We start from the raw sequence: 16,212 nt of genomic DNA, 5'->3' as shown, positions 1-16,212 counted from the left end.
GCCGGGGCGCGCCTCACTCGATGCCCAGGCGCTTGGCCACCTCGAGGCCGCCCATGTCCCGGATCACCTCGGGATCGCCGACCACGATCAGCTCGTCCGTGGCGCGCGACATCCCCACGTACAGCCGCTCCCGGGAGCGCTCCTGGACGCTCGACTCGTTGACGCACAGCACGACGGCACGCCGCTCGAGGCCCTTGCACCCCAGCACGTGCCCGTAGAAGACGTCGTCGTCGTCGAAGAACGTCTCCCAGTAGCCGCTCTGGTCGTGGAAATCGGTGCGCTCCACCTGGATGGGGTGGCGCCTTCCGGTGGTCAGCAGGCAGACGTTGCCCGCCTTCCACCCCTCGTCGAGGAGCGCGTCGATCGCGTCGTCGGCGACCGCCAGCGCGTCGCCCGCCTCGGCGGGCAGGAAGCGCACGCCCGGACCCTCGCCACCGCGGGCGTACATGCGCGAGGGGGCCAGGGGACCGAAGGTCTCGTGGATCTGGCGCGTGTTGCGCAGGTTGTGGTCGAGCACGAGGGGGACCAGGTGCACCGGCGGGCGGCCGAAGCGGGCGAAGATCCGCTGGTTCTCGTCGGAGTACACGAAAAGGCCGCTCTCGTTCTCGTCGCGCAGGGACTTCAGGACGGGCTGCCACCAGTCGTCGGCGAAGTCCTGGGCCTCGTCGACGATGACGGCGTCGTACTTCTTGCTCTGGGGAAGGTCGTCGGCCAGGTCCGACATGAGCGCGGGCAGCCGGCGCTCCCAGAAGTCGCTGTCCGTCCGGTCGCCGTCCGGGGCGCCCCACTGCCTGCCGAACTCGTGGAAAGTGCCCACGAACGCCGGCCGCTCCTTGCGGTTCCACGACTGGACCTCGCGCTTGAGGTACTCGGCCAGGCCCAGGGAGTAGCAGAGCATCGCCACGCGCTGGGGCCGCTGACCGCTGCGGCCCTTGGTCAGCTGCTTGGCCTGCTGCAGCGCCAGGACCGTCTTTCCGCTGCCGGCCCCGCCGCGCACCTCGACCCGGTGCAGCAGTCGGGTGACCCCGAGGATCGCGGACTGCTCCTGCGTGAGGCGGTCCGCGGCGGCGGCGCGCTCGTCGGAGTCGGCGTTGATGTCGTACCTCGTGGTGAGGCGCCCGGTCAGGATCTCGACGATCAGGTCCACCTCGTCCGCCGTCGGCGGGAGCTTGCCGTGCTGCTGCCGGGCCGCGTTGTCGCGCAGGCGCGTCACGAGGTCGTGCTGGTCGTCCCGGTCGTGCAGCATCCAGCGGGGACACTCGGGCAGGTCGAACTCGTCATCGAAGGCGGAGTACGGGGTGACGACCGCGTGGCCCCAGGCGACGTGGTTGCGCCGGCTCCACCGCTCGTCGTGGCCCACGTAGTTCCGGATGGCGTACTTGGTGCCGCGCACCTGGTCGACGGGGTGGATGACCGTGGGACGTCCGTTGCGGCTGATGAGCCAGCGGTCGCCGTCGTGCCACACGCTCCCGCCCTTGACCTCGACGACCACGATCCCGACGTCCGGCATCAGCACGACCAGGTCGGCCTCGTGGTCCTTCGTCTCGTCCGTGAGCCGCAGGTTGGCGATCAGGACGTCATCGGGGCCGAGTCCGTCCCGCAGCCGCGTCCAGACCTCCTGCTCGGAGGCGGTCGTGAACTGTGGTGCGGACGGGATCAAGCGAGGCATGACGGCACGATGTCATGGCGCCGCGTCGCTGTCCGGAAGTTCCCGGGACGCGAGCCCGGCGACCCCCCGTTAGCGTGGACCGCATGACGGTTCCCACTCTCACCTTGAACAACGGCGTCCAGATCCCCCAGTTCGGCTACGGCACGTGGCAGGTGCCGCCGGAGACGGCGCAGGACCGCGTGGCCGAGGCGTTGGACATCGGCTACCGGCACATCGACACCGCGCAGATGTACGGCAACGAGGAAGGCGTCGGCGCGGCGATCGCGGCCTCCGGGCTGGCGCGTGACGAGGTCTTCGTCACGACGAAGCTGAACAACAACCGGCACGATCCCGAGCGCGTCGGACCAGCGCTGGACGAGTCGCTGGACAAGCTCGGCCTCGAGCGGGTCGACCTGTTCCTCATCCACTGGCCGCTGCCCATGATCGACATCGACTTCGTCGACACGTGGCGCGCCATGGAGGAGGCCTACGCCGCCGGCAAGGCCCGCGCGATCGGCGTCTCGAACTTCCAGCCGTCGCACCTGCGTCGCGTCGTCCAGGAGGCCACGGTCGTCCCCGCGGTCAACCAGATCGAGATCCACCCGTACTTCACCCAGGACGAGCTGCGCGCCGTGAACAGCGAGCTCGGCATCGCCACCGAGGCCTGGTCCCCGCTGGCCCAGGGCCAGGTGTTCGACGACGCGGCGCTGGAGGCCATCGCGCGCAGCACCGGCCGCAGCGTCTCGCAGGTCGTCCTGCGCTGGCACCTGCAGCGCGGCGACATCGTGTTCCCGAAGGCCTCGTCGGTCGAGCGGCTGAAGCAGAACTTCGACCTGTTCGACTTCGAGCTCTCCGACGCCGACATGGGCGCGATCTCGGCCTTGGACGCCGGCCGCCGGATCGGCGCCGACCCCGACGAGATGAGCTGGGTCCCCGAAGGCTGAGGTCCCAGCGCGCGCCGCGCCTCGATCGGGCACGATGTGCCCATGGCCTACTACTACTGCTTGAAGCACCATGCCGTCGAAGGCGATCACGGTTGCAAGGCCGCCGACCGCATGGGGCCGTACGAGACCGAGGACGAGGCGTCGCGCGCGCTGGAGATCGCCCGCGAGAAGACGAAGGCGTGGGACGAGGACCCGACGTGGAACGACGACGTGCCCGAGCCGGGCTCGCCTGAGTGACGCTGCGCGACGACCTTCGGTCCCGGCCCTGGCTGATCGCCTGGATCCTCCTGGTGCTGCCGCTGGCGTGGTGGACCGTGCAGCTCGTCGCAGGTGGGTGGGTCCCGCACGGTGACACCGCGGTGGCCGCCGTGCGGGTCCACGACGTGTTCGGGGCGCACACCCCACTGCTCGGTATGCCCTCCACGAGCGGGCTGGCCGTGGAAGGCGTCCACGCCCACCACCCGGGGCCGCTGCAGTTCCAGTTGCTGGCGCCGCTGTACGCCCTGACCGGTCACGCGCCGTGGGCCCTCGTCGTGGGGTCGTTCGTCCTGATCGCGACCCTGCTGGCGCTGGCACTGGCCGCCGCGAACGCCGCCGGCGGCCGGCGCGGGGCGATCGCGGTCGCCGTCGCACAGGCGGTCGCGCTCCCGGTGGTGGGCGCGGGCCTCGTCACCCCGTGGAACCCGTGGGTCGCCATGGTCGCGTTCACGGCGGCCGTCGCGTCCGGCTGGGCGATCCTCGTCGGCCGCGGCGGGTGGTGGCCGGTCTTCATCGTGACGGTGTCCGTGGCCGCGCAGTCCCACTTGGCCTTGGCGCCGGCGTCGGTCGTGCTGGGGGTGGTCGCGCTCGTCGCCTCGGTCGTGCTGTGGCGTGCCGGCCGGCTGCAGATGAGCCGAGGCACCGTCATCCTGACCGCCGCCCTGGGTCTCGTCTGCTGGGTCGCCCCGCTCGCGGACGTCGCGACGCGTCGTCCGCACAACTTGGAGCTGTTGCTGCGGGTCGCCGGCGCCGGGGACGGCGCGCCCGTCCTCTCGGTCGTCGTGCTGGCGGGGGCCGGCGCGCTGTTGTGGTGGCTCCATCGGCATGGCGGGGGAGTGGCCTCGGGGAGGCCGTCGGTCGTCGTCCCCTGGGTCGCCATCGTCACGGCCGTCCTGCTGCTGTCGGCGACCCGCGCCGGCGGTGGACGGGCCGGCTACATCGCCATCGGGCTGCCGGCCGTGCTGATCCTGCTGACGTGGCCCGTCGTGGGCTGGTGGAGCCGGTCCCGGCACGCCCGCGCAGCCGCCGGCGTCCTCGTCGCCGTGGTGGCCCTCGGTCTGCTGCTGGTCCCTCGACCGTTCGAGCGGCTCATCGGCGCGGACGCCGATCGTGCGGCGGTCGTGGTCGAGCGCGCCCGCCAGGTGGCGCGGGGGATCGACGGGCCGGTCGTGATCCGGTCGACCGGGAGTACCGCCTGGGCCGACATCGCTCCAGCGGTCTATGCCGCACTCCTGGCCGACGGGCGCGAGGTCTACTTCGAGCCCCGGGTCGACGGGCAGCGCGAGGACGACTTCCGTCACCCGCGCCACCTGGACGCCCCGCACCGCACGCTGCTCGTCGACAGCTACGCGGATCGGCCCCAGCCGGCACCGGAGGGGGCCGTGGTCGAGCGGGTCGAGCTGCCCGAGCGGCCCGATGCCCCCGCGCCCGGCGGCGACCGTTACGTCGACCTGGTCCTGACCCCGCCGCGGTGAGGGCGGCTCAGCTCTCGAAGACGTGCTCGGGGCCGGGGAACGTCCCGTCGGCGACCTCGCTCTGGAACTGGTCGACGGCGCCGGCGATGATGCCGCGCAGATCCGCGTACTGCTTGACGAAGCGCGGCGCCTTGCCCGACCGCAGGCCCAGCATGTCCTGCCACACGAGCACCTGGGCGTCACAGTCCGCGCCGGCGCCGATGCCGATCGTGGGGATGTGCAGCGTGGCGGTGATCTCGGCGGCGACAGGCGCCGGGACCATCTCCATCACGACGCTGAAGGCTCCGGCGTCCTGGACGGCCAGGGCGTCGTCGATGAGCTTCTGGCGGGCGTCGCCGCGACCCTGGACCCGGTAGCCGCCGAGGTTGTGCTCGGACTGGGGCGTGAAGCCGATGTGCGCCATCACCGGGATGCCGCCCTCGGTGAGCTTGCGGATCTGGGGGGCCATCTCGGCGCCGCCCTCGAGCTTGACCGCGTGCGCCAGACCCTCCTTCATGAACCGGACGCCGGTGTCGTAGGCCTGCTCGGGCGAGCGCTGGTAGGAGCCGAAGGGCAGGTCGGCGACGACCAAGGCGCGCCGGACCGAGCGCGTGACGCCCTTCGTGAGGGCGAGCATCTCGTCCACCGTGATCGGCAGGGACGACTCGTAGCCGTACACGTTGTTGGCGGCGGAGTCGCCGATGAACACGACCGGGACACCGGCCTCGTCGAAGATCTGCGCGGTGTACTGGTCGTAGCTGGTGAGCATCACCCACTTGTGGCCCTCGGACTTCCACTTCGCGAGGTGGTGGGTGCGGACCTTGCGCACGTCGGGCGAGGTCGTCGGACGGGAACCGTAGGGTGCGGGCTCTTCAGTCATGGCGATCACAGTAGTCCCCGGCACGTGTCGCGAACGGCCCGTAGACTGCCGAGGTCCTCGACCCCGTCCCGCGCAAGGAACCCGTGCCGACCTCGCCCGCCTCGATCCGCACCCGGATCGGCCGCCGCCTCGCCGTACGAGAACACCTCTGGTTCTGGACGGTCTTCGCCGTCCTGCTGCTGCCGGTCGCCTGGTGGTTCGTCTCGCGCCTCGGCGAGGGCTGGCTGCCCCAGGGTGACGACGCGATGATCGCCATCCGGGCCCACGACGCGTGGACCGGACACTGGCCCCTGGTCGGCATGCGCTCGACCAGCGACCAGACGGTCGACGGCGTGTTCGCGTACCACCCCGGGCCGCTGGAGTTCTACGTGATCGGCCTGCCCTACCTGCTCTCCGGGTGGCACGTGTGGGGCCTGCTGCTCGGCTGCGCCCTCGTGCTGGCGGCGTTCGTCGGCGTGACGCTGTGGTCGGGCTACCGTGCCGCCGGCCGGCCCGGGCTGCTCGTCATGGCCGGTGCCACGATCACGCTCTACGGACTGTTCGGCTCGGTGCTGGTGCTGCCGTGGAACCCGTGGCCGACCGTCTTCGGCCTGCTGGCGAGCCTCGCGGTCGCCTGGCGGATGCTGTTGGGCCACCGAGGGCTGTGGCCGTTGTTCATGGTGTGCGTCAGTTGGACGGGCCAGGCGCACCTGGGCGTCACGCCGGTCGTGGGCCTGCTGGGCGTGTGGATGCTCGCGCTGACCCTCCGGCGGTGGTGGCGCGGCTACCGCAGCGCACCGGGCGCTGTCAGCAAGACCCTGATGGTGACACTCGTGTGCTGGGCGGGTCCGATGATCGAGGTGGTGACCTACTCACCCAACAACATCGGCGAGATCCTGGCGCTGACCACCGCCGAGAAGACCGAGGACACGGCGCGGGGCCAGGCATGGGTCCACCTCAGCCAGATGATGTTCCCGTGGACGCGCCGGTGGCGTGACGCGGGCGAGGCCACCTGGCCCGCCCTCGTGCTGCTGGCGGTCGCCGTCCTGGCCGTGGCGTGGCGGTGGCGCGACCGCCGTCTCCGTCGCCGGATCGATCCGGACGTCGACGCCGCGACCAGCGCCGTCGTCGTGGGGCTCTTCGCCCTCGTCGCGTGCTTCTGGGCCGGGACGCGCACCGGAGGCGACCTGCGCATCGTCTACCTGGACTTCACGATGGCCGGGCCCGTGTTCTTCACGGCCGCGGTCGCGCTGTGGGGCTTCCACCGCGCCCGGCTGACGCTGCAGGAGCGCGGCGAGACGCCCGCGCGCCTGCAGCAGTGGGGCCGCTTCGCCGCGGCGGCTGCGCTGGTCCTGCCGGCGGTGGGGGCCACCAGCGGCTGGGCCTCGGTCCGGACCTTCGTCGAGGCGGGCAACGAGGTCAACACCGAGCAGGCCCGGCTCGTGCTCGACGAGCTGGTGCCCGTCCTGCAGAAGTGGCCGTACGCCGACCTGCCGGTCCAGCTCGAGGGCATGGCTTCACGGCCTGGGGCAGCGTCGGACCGGCGGTGTCCCACGAGCTCATCGTCGAAGGACGTGACGTCTACTACGAGTCCTGGTGGCCCAAGTCCGCCGACGACGACCACCGCCGGCCGCGCGACATCGACGGCCAGCGGGTCGTGGTGCGATTCGAGGAGCGCGCGGGCGACACCGGCTGGGCCGATCCGCAGGAGCCGGCCGACGAGACGTTCACCTACCCGCTGCTGACCGACGAGGGCGACGGCGAGATCCGCGTCCTGGTGTCGGTCCGCGACGAGTGAGCCTCGCCCGCCGGCTCAGAGCTGCTCGCGCCAGCGGCTCGTGATCGGCACCCGCCGGTCGCGGCCGAAGTTGCGCTTGCTGATCTTCGGGCCCGGCGGGTACTGGCGACGCTTGTACTCCGCCCGGTCGACCAGGGTGACGACCTTCTCGACGATCTCGGCGTCGAATCCCTCGGCGACGACCTCGGCCGAGCTGAGGTCGCGCTCGACGTAGGCGTCGAGGATCCCGTCCAGCACGGGGTAGGGCGGCAGGCTGTCGGAGTCGCGCTGGCCCGGTCGCAGCTCGGCCGACGGCTCCTTCGAGATCGTGTTCGGCGGGATCGGGGGCGTCTCGCCCCGGGACTCGGCCCACGCGTTGCGCCACTTCGCCAGCTCCCACACGATCGTCTTGGGCACGTCCTTGATCGGGGCGTATCCACCGACCGCGTCGCCGTAGATCGTCGAGTAGCCGGTTGCCAGCTCGGACTTGTTGCCGCACGCCAGCACCAGATGGTTCTCGGCGTTCGACAGCCCCATCCAGATGACGGCGCGGATGCGGGCCTGCAGGTTCTCCTCGGCGATGCCCTCGAGGTGCAGCGCGTCCTGGTAGGCGTCGAAGATCGGGGCGATCGGGATCGTGCGCAGGTCCAGGCCGGTGCGCTGGGCCTGGTCGGCGGCGTCGGAGCGCGAGTGCTCGGTGGACCACTCGCTGGGGTTGGAGACGCCGAAGACGCGGTCCGGTCCCAGGGCGTCGCAGGCGAGGGCCGCGACGAGGGTGGAGTCGATGCCGCCGGACATGCCGAACAGGACCGAGCGGAAGCCGTTCTTCTCGACGTAGTCGCGCAGGCCCAGGACGATCGCCTGCCAGCGCTCGCCCAGGTCGTCCCACCGCTCGGCCACCGAGGGCGCGACGGGCTCGTAGGCCGGCAGCGGCTCCTGACTGATGATCGTGCGCTCGACCAGCAGCCCTTCGAAGCGGGTGCCCGGCTCCGGCATGGCTGCCGTGGCGGCCGGCAGGTCGAGGTCCACGACCAGCAGCTCGGTCTGGAACTGCGCGGCGCGGGCGACGAGCTCGCCACGGGTGTCGACGACCAGCGAGTCGCCGTCGAAGACCAGCTCGTCCTGTCCGCCGACGAGGTTGGCGTACGCCAGGGCGCACTCGCCCTCGACGGCGCGCCGGGCGCACAGCTCGAGGCGCTCGTCGTCCTTGGCGGCCTCGTACGGGGAACCGTTCAGCACGACCAGCAGGCCGGCCTCGGCGGCCTTCGCGGCCCGGGAGGGGCCCTCCTGCCAGATGTCCTCGCAGATCGCGATCGCGATGTCGACGCCGTGCACCTGGACGATCTGCAGCCGCTCACCGGACACGAAGTGGCGGAACTCGTCGAAGACGCCGTAGTTGGGCAGGTGGTGCTTGTCGTAGCGGGCGACGACCGCGCCGTCGTGGATGATCGAGGCGGCGTTGACCGGTGCGTTCTTCGGGACGCCGAGGCGGTCGGGGATGTCCCGGGCGCGATCGAGGTGCCCGACGATCACGACGAGGTCCTGCAGACCCTCCTGGACGAGCTGCTCGCTCAGGGACGCGACGGCGGCCTGCGAGCGCTCGATGAAGGAGCGACGGTAGGCGAGGTCCTCGATCGGATAGCCGGTCAGCGCCATCTCGGGTGTGACGAGCACGTGCGCCCCGGCAGCGTGCGCCTCACGCGCCTGCTGCAGCACGATCTCGAGGTTGCCGTCGACGTCTCCGACGACGGGGTTGACCTGGGCGAGGGCGAGACGAAGTTGAGGCACGGCACCCAGCGTAGGACGTGCCCGTGGGGCGGGCTGGGTGACGGTTTACCACGGTGCCATGGGAAGTTGGCGCCTCCCCAGGGAAACTTCCCTAGGGAGGCGCGGGTTTACCACGGGACCGTGGTAAACCGCGCCCACGAGCGACCGGGACCGGGCCCTACACTGACCGCATGAGTAAGCAGGAGGACTTCGTCCTACGCGCGATCGAGGAGCGGGACGTCCGCTTCGTCCGGCTGTGGTTCACCGACGTGCTCGGATCGTTGAAGTCGGTGGCCATCGCCCCGACCGAGCTCGAGGGCGCGTTCGAGGAGGGCATCGGCTTCGACGGCTCGGCCATCGAGGGCTTCGCCCGGGTGCACGAGGCCGACATGCTGGCCAAGCCCGACCCGACGTCGTTCCAGATCCTGCCGTGGCGCGGCGAGACCCCGGCGACCGCGCGGATGTTCTGCGACATCGCGATGCCCGACGGCAGCCCCTCGTACGCCGACCCCCGGTACGTGCTCAAGCGCGCGCTGGCCAAGGCGTCGGACGCGGGCTTCACCTTCTACACGCACCCCGAGATCGAGTTCTTCGTCTTCAAGAACAAGCCCGACCCCGGCACGCGCCCGGTCGCGGTCGACGACAGCGGCTACTTCGATCACACGGCCCAGGGCGCCAGCCAGGACTTCCGCCGCGAGGTCATCTCGATGCTCGAGGCGATGGGCATCTCGGTCGAGTTCAGCCACCACGAGGGCGGCCCCGGCCAGCAGGAGATCGACCTGCGGTACGCCGACGCCCTGTCGATGGCCGACAACATCATGACGTTCCGCACGATCGTGCGTGAGGTCGCGCTGAGTCAGGGCAAGTGGGCGTCGTTCATGCCCAAGCCGTTCACCGACCACCCGGGCTCGGGCATGCACACGCACGTCTCGCTGTTCGAGGGCGACGAGAACGTCTTCTACGAGGCCGGCGCCAAGTACCAGCTCAGCAAGACCGGGCGCGCGTTCATCGCCGGCATCTTGCACCACACGCCCGAGATCACGGCCGTGACGAACCAGTGGGTCAACTCCTACAAGCGTCTGGCGTGGGGCGGCGAGGCGCCGAACTACGTCTGCTGGGGCCACAACAACCGCTCGGCCCTCGTGCGGGTCCCGATGTACAAGCCGCACAAGTCCGGGTCGGCCCGCGTCGAGCTGCGCGCCCCCGACTCGGCGTGCAACCCGTACCTGGCGTACGCGCTGATCCTGGCCGCGGGCCTCAAGGGCATCGAGAACGACTACCCGCTGCCGCCCGAGGCCGAGGACGACGTGTGGTCGCTGAGCGAGAACGAGCGACGCGCGATGGGCATCTCGCCGCTGCCGCGCAACCTCGACGAGGCGATCCGGACGATGGAGACCAGCGAGCTGGTCGCCGAGACGCTCGGTGAGCACGTGTTCGACTTCTTCCTGCGCAACAAGCGAGCCGAGTGGCAGGACTACCGCTCGCAGGTGACGCAGTTCGAGATCGACCGTCTCATGCCGGTCCTCTAGGCGTCGCCGTGTCCCGATCGCGGTTCGCCGACCCGGAGTCCGCCCGGGCCAACCTGGCCCGGTTGGGCGAGGTCTCTGTGGACTTCGTCGACCAGATCTCTGCCGTCGCCGATCCCGACACCGCGCTGGCGTCCCTCGTGGCGCTGGCCGAGACCGACGACGGCCGCGGGGTCATCGAGGCGCTGGACGACGACCCCGTGCTGCGTCAGCGGGTCATGGTGGTGCTCGGCACGAGTCGCGCCATCGGCGACTTCTGGCGGCGCCACCCCCAGTACGTGATGGACCTCGTCGGCGAGAACCTGCTCGAGCGCCCGGCGACCGAGCCGGAGTACCGCGACTGGCTCACCGACGCCACGGACCCGGACACGCTGCGGGTGCGGTACCACCGCGAGCTCGCGGCCATCGCCGCGCGCGACCTGAACGCGCACACGACGTTCGCGCAGTCGTCGGCCGAGCTGTCGGACCTGGCGGTGGCCACGCTCGAGGCGGCCCTGCGGATCGCGGTGGCCAACGAGCCCGAGGCCGACCTGGTGCGGCTCGCGGTCATCGCGATGGGCAAGACGGGCGGCCACGAGCTGAACTACGTCAGCGACGTGGATGTGATCTTCGTGCACGAGCCGACCGAGGGCGCCGACGACCACCGCGCCACGGCCGTTGCGGCACGCCTGGCCTCGGCGATCATCAAGATCTGCGGTGAGCACACCGCCGAGGGCACCATCTGGGAGGTCGACCCGAACCTGCGGCCCGAGGGCAAGCAGGGTCCGTTGTCACGCACCCTGGCCAGCCACATCGCCTACTACGACCGGTGGGCGGTCACCTGGGAGTTCCAGGCGCTGCTCAAGGCCCGGTATGCCGCGGGCGACCGCGAGCTGGCCGACGAGTACCTCGCGGCGTTGCAGCCCTTGGTGTGGAAGGCCGCCGAGCGCGAGAACTTCGTGCCCGAGGTGCGACGGATGCGCCGGCGCGTCATCGAGAACATCCCGGCGGCGCACCGCGACCGTCAGCTCAAGCTCGGCAGCGGCGGTCTGCGCGACGTCGAGTTCGCGGTCCAGCTGCTGCAGCTGGTGCACGGTCGCGTCGACGAGCAGATCCGCAGCCCCAACACGCTGGAGGCGCTCAGCGCGCTGACCGAGCGCGGATACGTCGGGTGGCGCGACGGTTCGGCGCTGGAGGAGTCGTACGAGTTCCTGCGCGCACTCGAACACCGCTTGCAGCTCTTCCGCCTGCGGCGCACGCACCTCGTGCCCGAGGACCCCGACGACCTGCGCCGCATCGGCCGCAGCATGGGATTCACCACGAACCCGGCCGAGAACCTCGTCAAGGAGTGGCAGGCGCACCGGCGGATCGTCAGCCGGCTGCACGAGAAGATCTTCTACCGTCCGTTGCTCGAGGCGGTCGCCTCGCTGCCCGAGGATCGGTTGCGGCTCAGCACGCAGGCCGCCGAGGACCGGCTCGCCGCCCTCGGCTTCAGCGATCCCCGCGGCGCCATGGCGCACATCAGTGCCCTGTCCTCGGGAGTCACGCGCCGCGCGGTGATCCAGCGCTCGCTGCTGCCGGCGATGCTCAGCTGGTTCGCCGAGTCGCCCCAGCCCGACGCGGCGCTGCTGGCCTTCCGGCAGATCTCCGAGGAGCTCGGCGACTCGCCCTGGTACCTGCGCAAGCTGCGCGACGAGGGCACCGGTGCCCAGCAGTTCGCCCAGATGCTGTCCTCCAGCACCTACGTCACCGACCTCATCCGCCGGGCGCCCGACGCCGTGGCGCTGCTCGGTGACGACGAGGCCCTGGTCCCGCGCGAGCTGGAACGTCTCGACACCGAGATGACGCTGGCGGCCAGGCGACACCCGATCCCCGAGGGCGCGGTGCGCGCGATCCGGCGCATCCGGCGCCGCGAGCTGTGCCGCGTGGCGATGTCCGACGTGCTGGGCCGGCTGGACATCACCGAGGTCGGCGAGGCACTGACCTCGATCAACACCGCCACGATCGCCGCCACGTTGCGCACGGCGCAGCTGGCGTGGTCCATCGAGCACGACCGGCCGGTGCCGACGCGCAACGCGATCATCCTCATGGGGCGTCTCGGCGGCCACGAGGCGGGCTACGGCTCCGACGCCGACGTCATGTTCGTGCACGACCCGATCGCGGGCGCCGATGTCGACGAGGCCAAGGCGTGCGCCCTGTGGGTTGCGCAGCTGATTCGCAAGATGCTCGGCGAGGCCGGTGCCGACCCCGCGCTCGAGATCGACGCCGGACTGCGGCCCGAGGGCAAGAACGGCCCGCTCGTGCGGACCTTCGACGCCTACGCGGCCTACTACGCGAAGTGGTCCGACACCTGGGAGGCGCAGGCTCTGCTGCGTGCCGAGGCGGCCGTCGGCGACCCGGAGCTCTGCGAGCGCTTCACGGCCCTGATCGATCCGCTGCGCTATCCCGAGGACGGCCTGTCGACCACCCAGGAGCGTGAGATCCGGCGGATCAAGGCGCGGGTCGACTCCGAGCGGCTGCCGCGAGGCGCCAATCCGAACACGCACCTGAAACTGGGGCGCGGTGGACTGGCCGATGTCGAGTGGACGATCCAGCTGCTGCAGATGCAGCACGCCCATCGCGTGCCGGCGCTGCGCACCACCCGCACCCTCGCCGCGCTGGAGGCCGCCGCCGAGGCCGGCCTGTTGTCGACCGAGGACGCGCAGGCGCTCATCGAGTCGTGGCGCCTCGTCGCACGGATCCGCAACGGCGTCGTCCTGTGGCGGGCCAAGCCGGCCGAGTCGATGGTCGAGACGGCCACCGACCGGGCCGGCCTGGCCCATCTGCTGGGCATCGGACAGGACCACACCGAGGAGATGGTGAACGACTACATGCGCATCACGCGGCGTGCGCGTCAGGTCGTCGAGCGCGTCTTCTACGAGTGACGGCTCGAGCCGAGGGGGAGCGGCCGGCCGGGGGTTAGCCTGAGCACATGCTCTCCCGGTTGCTCCCCGTCCTGCTGACGGCGGGTCTGCTCTCGGCGGTTCCCGCGGTCGCCTCCGCCGAGCCCGCCCCCACCACGCCACCTCCGGCCGTGGTCCCGACCGCGGCGCCCGCGCCCCAGCGCATCGTGATGACGGAGCGCCCCCGGGTGAAGGGCACGGCACGCTTCGGCCGGACGCTGCAGCGGAGCGTGGGGCGCTACTCGGTTGGCGGCCTGCGGTTCCGGACCCAGTGGCTGCGCAATGGCAAGGCGATCAAGGGCGCCACTCGCGCCTCCTACAAGCCCCGGGTCCGCGACGTCGGGCACACGATCGCGGTCCGGGTGACGGTGAGCCGTCCCGGATACACCACCATCGCGCCGCGGTCGCCGCGCAGGACGGTCAAGCACGCGCGCGACGTGCGCAAGACCGTGAAGTACTCGGTCAAGACGAACGGCAAGATGACCACGAGCGTCCCGGCCTTCCGGCGTCAGGTCCAGCAGATCCTGGACGACCCCCGGGGCTGGAGGGCGGCCGGCATCGCGTTCAAGCGGGTCACGTCCGGCGGGTCCATGACCATCGTGCTGGCCCAGGCATCGAAGGTGCCGACGTACTCCAGCGGATGCTCGTCGACGTGGAGTTGCCGGGTCGGCCGTCACGTCATCATCAACCAGGAGCGCTGGAAGCACGCGTCGCCGGCGTGGAACAAGGCCAAGGGGACGACCCGACTGGGGTACCGGCACATGGTCGTCAATCACGAGGTCGGTCACTGGTTGGGCTGGGGCCACGCGCGCTGCGGTGGCAAGGGGCAGAAGGCGCCGGTCATGATGCAGCAGTCCAAGGGCCGCAACGGGTGCACGTTCAACCCCTGGCCGAAGCCATCCGAACGGAACGTGCCCCGGTACCGCTAGGGCACCGGGGCACGCACGCGCGTGGACGAGATCAGCTCATGATCGAGCTGCAGGTCTTGTCACTCTCGAACGCCTTCTTCAGCTCGGCGTTGCTCGCGCTGAGCTCGGCCAACGGGCCCTGGTAGCTCGAGGACTCGGCCAGGGACTCGCCGACCTGCAGCAGGGTCGCCTGCATCTGGTCGGCGTTCTTCGGGTCGGCCTTCTTCAGACGCTTGATGACACCCTGCAAGGTCTGGGAGCCGTCGGCGACCGACTTCTTGGCCTTCTCGTAGGCAGCCGCGTCGACCTCGGGGGGAGCGCCGGCCTCGTCGAGAACCTGGGCCTGGGAGTCGAGACGGTCGCGCAGGGTGCGCAGGAACTTGACGATCTCCTTCTTGGACTCGGCCGGGGTGGCGGCCCCGTCGGTGGCCGGGGGAGAGACGGCGGCGGTCGTCGGCTCGAGCGCCTCGCACAGCGACTGGGCCCACTTCTCCTGGGGCGTGGCCTGGGGCTTCGGGTCCTCGCCGGAGCTGCCCGTGCACCCACTGAGTGCCAGACCGAGTGCCGCCAGGGCCAAGGTGGCCCGGGTCGTCCTGTTCATGGTGTGCCTTTCGGTGTGTTCGGAACTGAGGAAGGGCCCCGCCGCAACAGCGGCGGGACCCTCCCCGGTATTCAGTTGGTGATGATCAGACTGCTCAAGGAGTGAGCGTGGCGCTGATCTGGTTGCCGCTGCCCGACGCGAAGACCGACAGGACCGGCGTCAGCAGACCGCAGCCCTGGAGCTTCGCGATCGAGTACGTACCGGTCACCGAGCCACCCCTGAGGGGATCGAAGCGGCCGGTCGACGTCAGCGGGATGTTGGACGGCGACGACGTCTTGCACTGCGCGCCGCCACCGATCTTCAGACCGAACGACTTGACCGTCGGGATGAAGATGTCGACCTTCGAGTTGGCCGTCAGCTGACCGTTGGCCAGGTTGATGGCACCTGTGGTCTTGCCGACCGACTTGAAGGTGAGGTCCGCGTCGACGGGCAGGAAGCCCAGGGCCTTCAGCTTGGCCGTGGTCTTGTTCAGCGTCAGGTCGGCGACGAACTTGCCGCTGGCCAGATCGAAGTCAGCCGCGATCTTGCCCGTGAGCGGGGCGGTGCCGTTGCCGGCCTTGATCGTGGTGTTGCCCTTCAGGTTGAACGAGACCTTGACCGGCTCAGCAGTCGGCTGCGTCGTCGGCTCCGTGGTCGGCTCCGTGGTCGGCTCCGTGGTCGGCTCCGTGGTCGGCTCCGTGGTCGGCTCCGTGGTCGGCTCCGTGGTCGGCTCCGTGGTCGGCTCCGTGGTCGGCTCCGTGGTCGGCTCGGTGGTCGGCTCGGTGGTCGGCTCCGTGGTCGGCTCCGTGGTCGGCTCCGTGGTCGGCTCCGTGGTCGGCTCCGTGGTCGGCTCCGTGGTCGGCTCCGTGGTCGGCTCCGTGGTCGGCTCGGTGGTCGGATCCGTGGTCGGCTCGGTGGTCGGCGTCGTGACGGCGATCGAGCCGAGGGTCAGGTCGGCAGGACCGGTGCACCGCAGCGTCGAGTCGACCGGACCATCGGGGGTGGTGATGGTGGCCGTGATGGAGAACGCGGCAGGCATGCCGACGACAACCGTGTCGACCGCGTTGTCCGGAGTCGTGATCGCCGGAACGGTGCCGGACGCCGGGATGATCCACGGCTCGTCCACCACCTGCGGGATCGGCGTGTCAGGCGCGCCGAGGTTCGGGATCGGGATGGTCTGGGTCTGACCAGCGGTGGTGATGGTGACCGCGGAGTCGGTCGACGCACCCGAGGCCGACGTGCCACCGAGGAGACCTGCCGTGGAGCTGCGCAGCAACTCGGGCAGCGTCAGGGTGATGGTCACCGGGGTCGGGGGAATCACCTCGCCGGGCGAGACGGCGTCGGGAACGGACGTCTCGGCCAGGACGTTGATGACGTGCGTGCCGAGGCCCAGGCCGCCTGCCCGAACCACACACGTGTAGTCAAAGTTCTCTTCGAGGTCCGCGGCATTGGCGCCCGCGGCTCCGATTACAGTGAGGGTTCCTGCGCTGAGGGCTGCAACTGCCCCTGTCGCCAGGACCCTTCCGGTTGTTGTCATCTTCTTCACAGGGTGTCCTTCTATGGGAGTTGG

11 protein-coding genes and 2 pseudogenes are annotated in these 16,212 nt (G+C 70.7%); 8 read left to right on the top strand and 5 right to left on the bottom strand.

The features are described 5' to 3' along the window. Positions 1-13 precede the first annotated feature (13 nt). Complete coding sequence (locus GL325_RS04360; protein ID WP_187768713.1) at positions 14-1,669, bottom strand: nuclease-related domain-containing DEAD/DEAH box helicase; 1,656 nt, start codon at positions 1,667-1,669, stop codon at positions 14-16. An 83-nt stretch (positions 1,670-1,752) separates the two neighbouring features. Here GL325_RS04360 and GL325_RS04355 point away from each other — a divergent pair, with 83 nt between their 5' ends. From GL325_RS04355 to GL325_RS04345, 3 genes are read left to right on the top strand one after another with little or no spacing between them, the layout of a single operon-like run. Beyond that, entirely contained in the window at positions 1,753-2,592 is an 840-nt protein-coding gene (locus tag GL325_RS04355) for an aldo/keto reductase (RefSeq protein ID WP_187768712.1), read from the top strand. A gap of 42 nt (positions 2,593-2,634) precedes the next feature. Continuing rightward, positions 2,635-2,829, top strand: a complete 195-nt coding sequence (locus GL325_RS04350) for a hypothetical protein (protein WP_187768711.1) — start codon at positions 2,635-2,637, stop codon at positions 2,827-2,829. After that, entirely contained in the window at positions 2,826-4,325 is a 1,500-nt protein-coding gene (locus GL325_RS04345) for a hypothetical protein (RefSeq protein WP_187768710.1), read from the top strand. Before GL325_RS04350 ends, GL325_RS04345 begins: the two co-directional genes overlap by 4 nt. 7 nt (positions 4,326-4,332) lie before the next feature. On the opposite strand, the gene panB is transcribed toward GL325_RS04345, so the two are convergent. Continuing rightward, entirely contained in the window at positions 4,333-5,184 is an 852-nt protein-coding gene (panB, locus tag GL325_RS04340) for a 3-methyl-2-oxobutanoate hydroxymethyltransferase (RefSeq protein ID WP_154595348.1), read from the bottom strand. An 83-nt stretch (positions 5,185-5,267) separates the two neighbouring features. Between panB and GL325_RS04335 the strand changes: the two genes are divergently transcribed. Then, positions 5,268-6,908 carry a hypothetical protein gene (locus tag GL325_RS04335; protein WP_187768709.1) on the top strand — a complete coding sequence of 547 codons (1,641 nt, stop codon included), beginning with the start codon at positions 5,268-5,270 and terminating at the stop codon, positions 6,906-6,908. Positions 6,909-6,976: 68 nt separating this feature from the next. Here GL325_RS04335 and GL325_RS04330 read toward each other — a convergent pair whose 3' ends face one another. After that, a complete protein-coding gene (locus GL325_RS04330) occupies positions 6,977-8,728 on the bottom strand; it encodes an NAD+ synthase (protein ID WP_187768708.1) in 1,752 nt (583 codons plus the stop codon). Between the two features lie 170 nt (positions 8,729-8,898). On the opposite strand from GL325_RS04330, the gene GL325_RS04325 reads away from it, so the two are divergent. Genes GL325_RS04325 through GL325_RS04315 form a run of 3 tightly spaced genes read left to right on the top strand, consistent with a single transcriptional unit; the run spans position 8,899 to position 14,083 of the window. Next, entirely contained in the window at positions 8,899-10,236 is a 1,338-nt protein-coding gene (locus tag GL325_RS04325) for a glutamine synthetase family protein (RefSeq protein ID WP_154595345.1), read from the top strand. 8 nt (positions 10,237-10,244) lie between these two features. Next, positions 10,245-13,136, top strand: a complete 2,892-nt coding sequence (locus tag GL325_RS04320) for a bifunctional [glutamine synthetase] adenylyltransferase/[glutamine synthetase]-adenylyl-L-tyrosine phosphorylase (RefSeq protein WP_255955552.1) — start codon at positions 10,245-10,247, stop codon at positions 13,134-13,136. Between the two features lie 47 nt (positions 13,137-13,183). Next, entirely contained in the window at positions 13,184-14,083 is a 900-nt protein-coding gene (locus tag GL325_RS04315; RefSeq protein WP_187768706.1) for a DUF3152 domain-containing protein, read from the top strand. A gap of 31 nt (positions 14,084-14,114) precedes the next feature. Here the strand turns inward: GL325_RS04315 and GL325_RS04310 are convergent, their stop codons facing one another. Next, positions 14,115-14,663 carry a hypothetical protein gene (locus tag GL325_RS04310; protein WP_187768705.1) on the bottom strand — a complete coding sequence of 183 codons (549 nt, stop codon included), beginning with the start codon at positions 14,661-14,663 and terminating at the stop codon, positions 14,115-14,117. Positions 14,664-15,040: 377 nt separating this feature from the next. Here GL325_RS04310 and GL325_RS16070 point away from each other — a divergent pair. After that, positions 15,041-15,511, top strand: a pseudogene (locus GL325_RS16070) (hypothetical protein); the annotation flags it as partial. Between the two features lie 83 nt (positions 15,512-15,594). On the opposite strand, the pseudogene GL325_RS16065 reads toward GL325_RS16070, so the two are convergent. Further along, positions 15,595-16,179 (bottom strand): annotated as a pseudogene (locus tag GL325_RS16065) (DUF6801 domain-containing protein); the annotation flags it as partial. Positions 16,180-16,212 lie beyond the last annotated feature (33 nt).

The sequence above is a fragment of the Aeromicrobium sp. 636 genome (genome assembly GCF_024433585.1).
GTDB classification, from domain to species: Bacteria; Actinomycetota; Actinomycetes; order Propionibacteriales; family Nocardioidaceae; genus Aeromicrobium; species Aeromicrobium senzhongii.
The sequence above is the reverse complement of the archived record's forward strand: the minus strand, read 5'-3'. Positions and strand labels throughout refer to the sequence as shown.

Bases quoted from the DNA above. Each gene is read 5' to 3' on its own strand.
- GL325_RS04360 (WP_187768713.1), bottom strand. From the start codon at position 1,669: ATGCCTCGCTTGATCCCGTCCGCACCACAGTTCACGACCGCCTCCGAG.
- GL325_RS04355 (WP_187768712.1), top strand. From the start codon at position 1,753: ATGACGGTTCCCACTCTCACCTTGAACAACGGCGTCCAGATCCCCCAG.
- GL325_RS04350 (WP_187768711.1), top strand. From the start codon at position 2,635: ATGGCCTACTACTACTGCTTGAAGCACCATGCCGTCGAAGGCGATCAC.
- panB (WP_154595348.1), bottom strand. From the start codon at position 5,184: ATGACTGAAGAGCCCGCACCCTACGGTTCCCGTCCGACGACCTCGCCC.
- GL325_RS04325 (WP_154595345.1), top strand. From the start codon at position 8,899: ATGAGTAAGCAGGAGGACTTCGTCCTACGCGCGATCGAGGAGCGGGAC.
- GL325_RS04315 (WP_187768706.1), top strand. From the start codon at position 13,184: ATGCTCTCCCGGTTGCTCCCCGTCCTGCTGACGGCGGGTCTGCTCTCG.
- GL325_RS04310 (WP_187768705.1), bottom strand. From the start codon at position 14,663: ATGAACAGGACGACCCGGGCCACCTTGGCCCTGGCGGCACTCGGTCTG.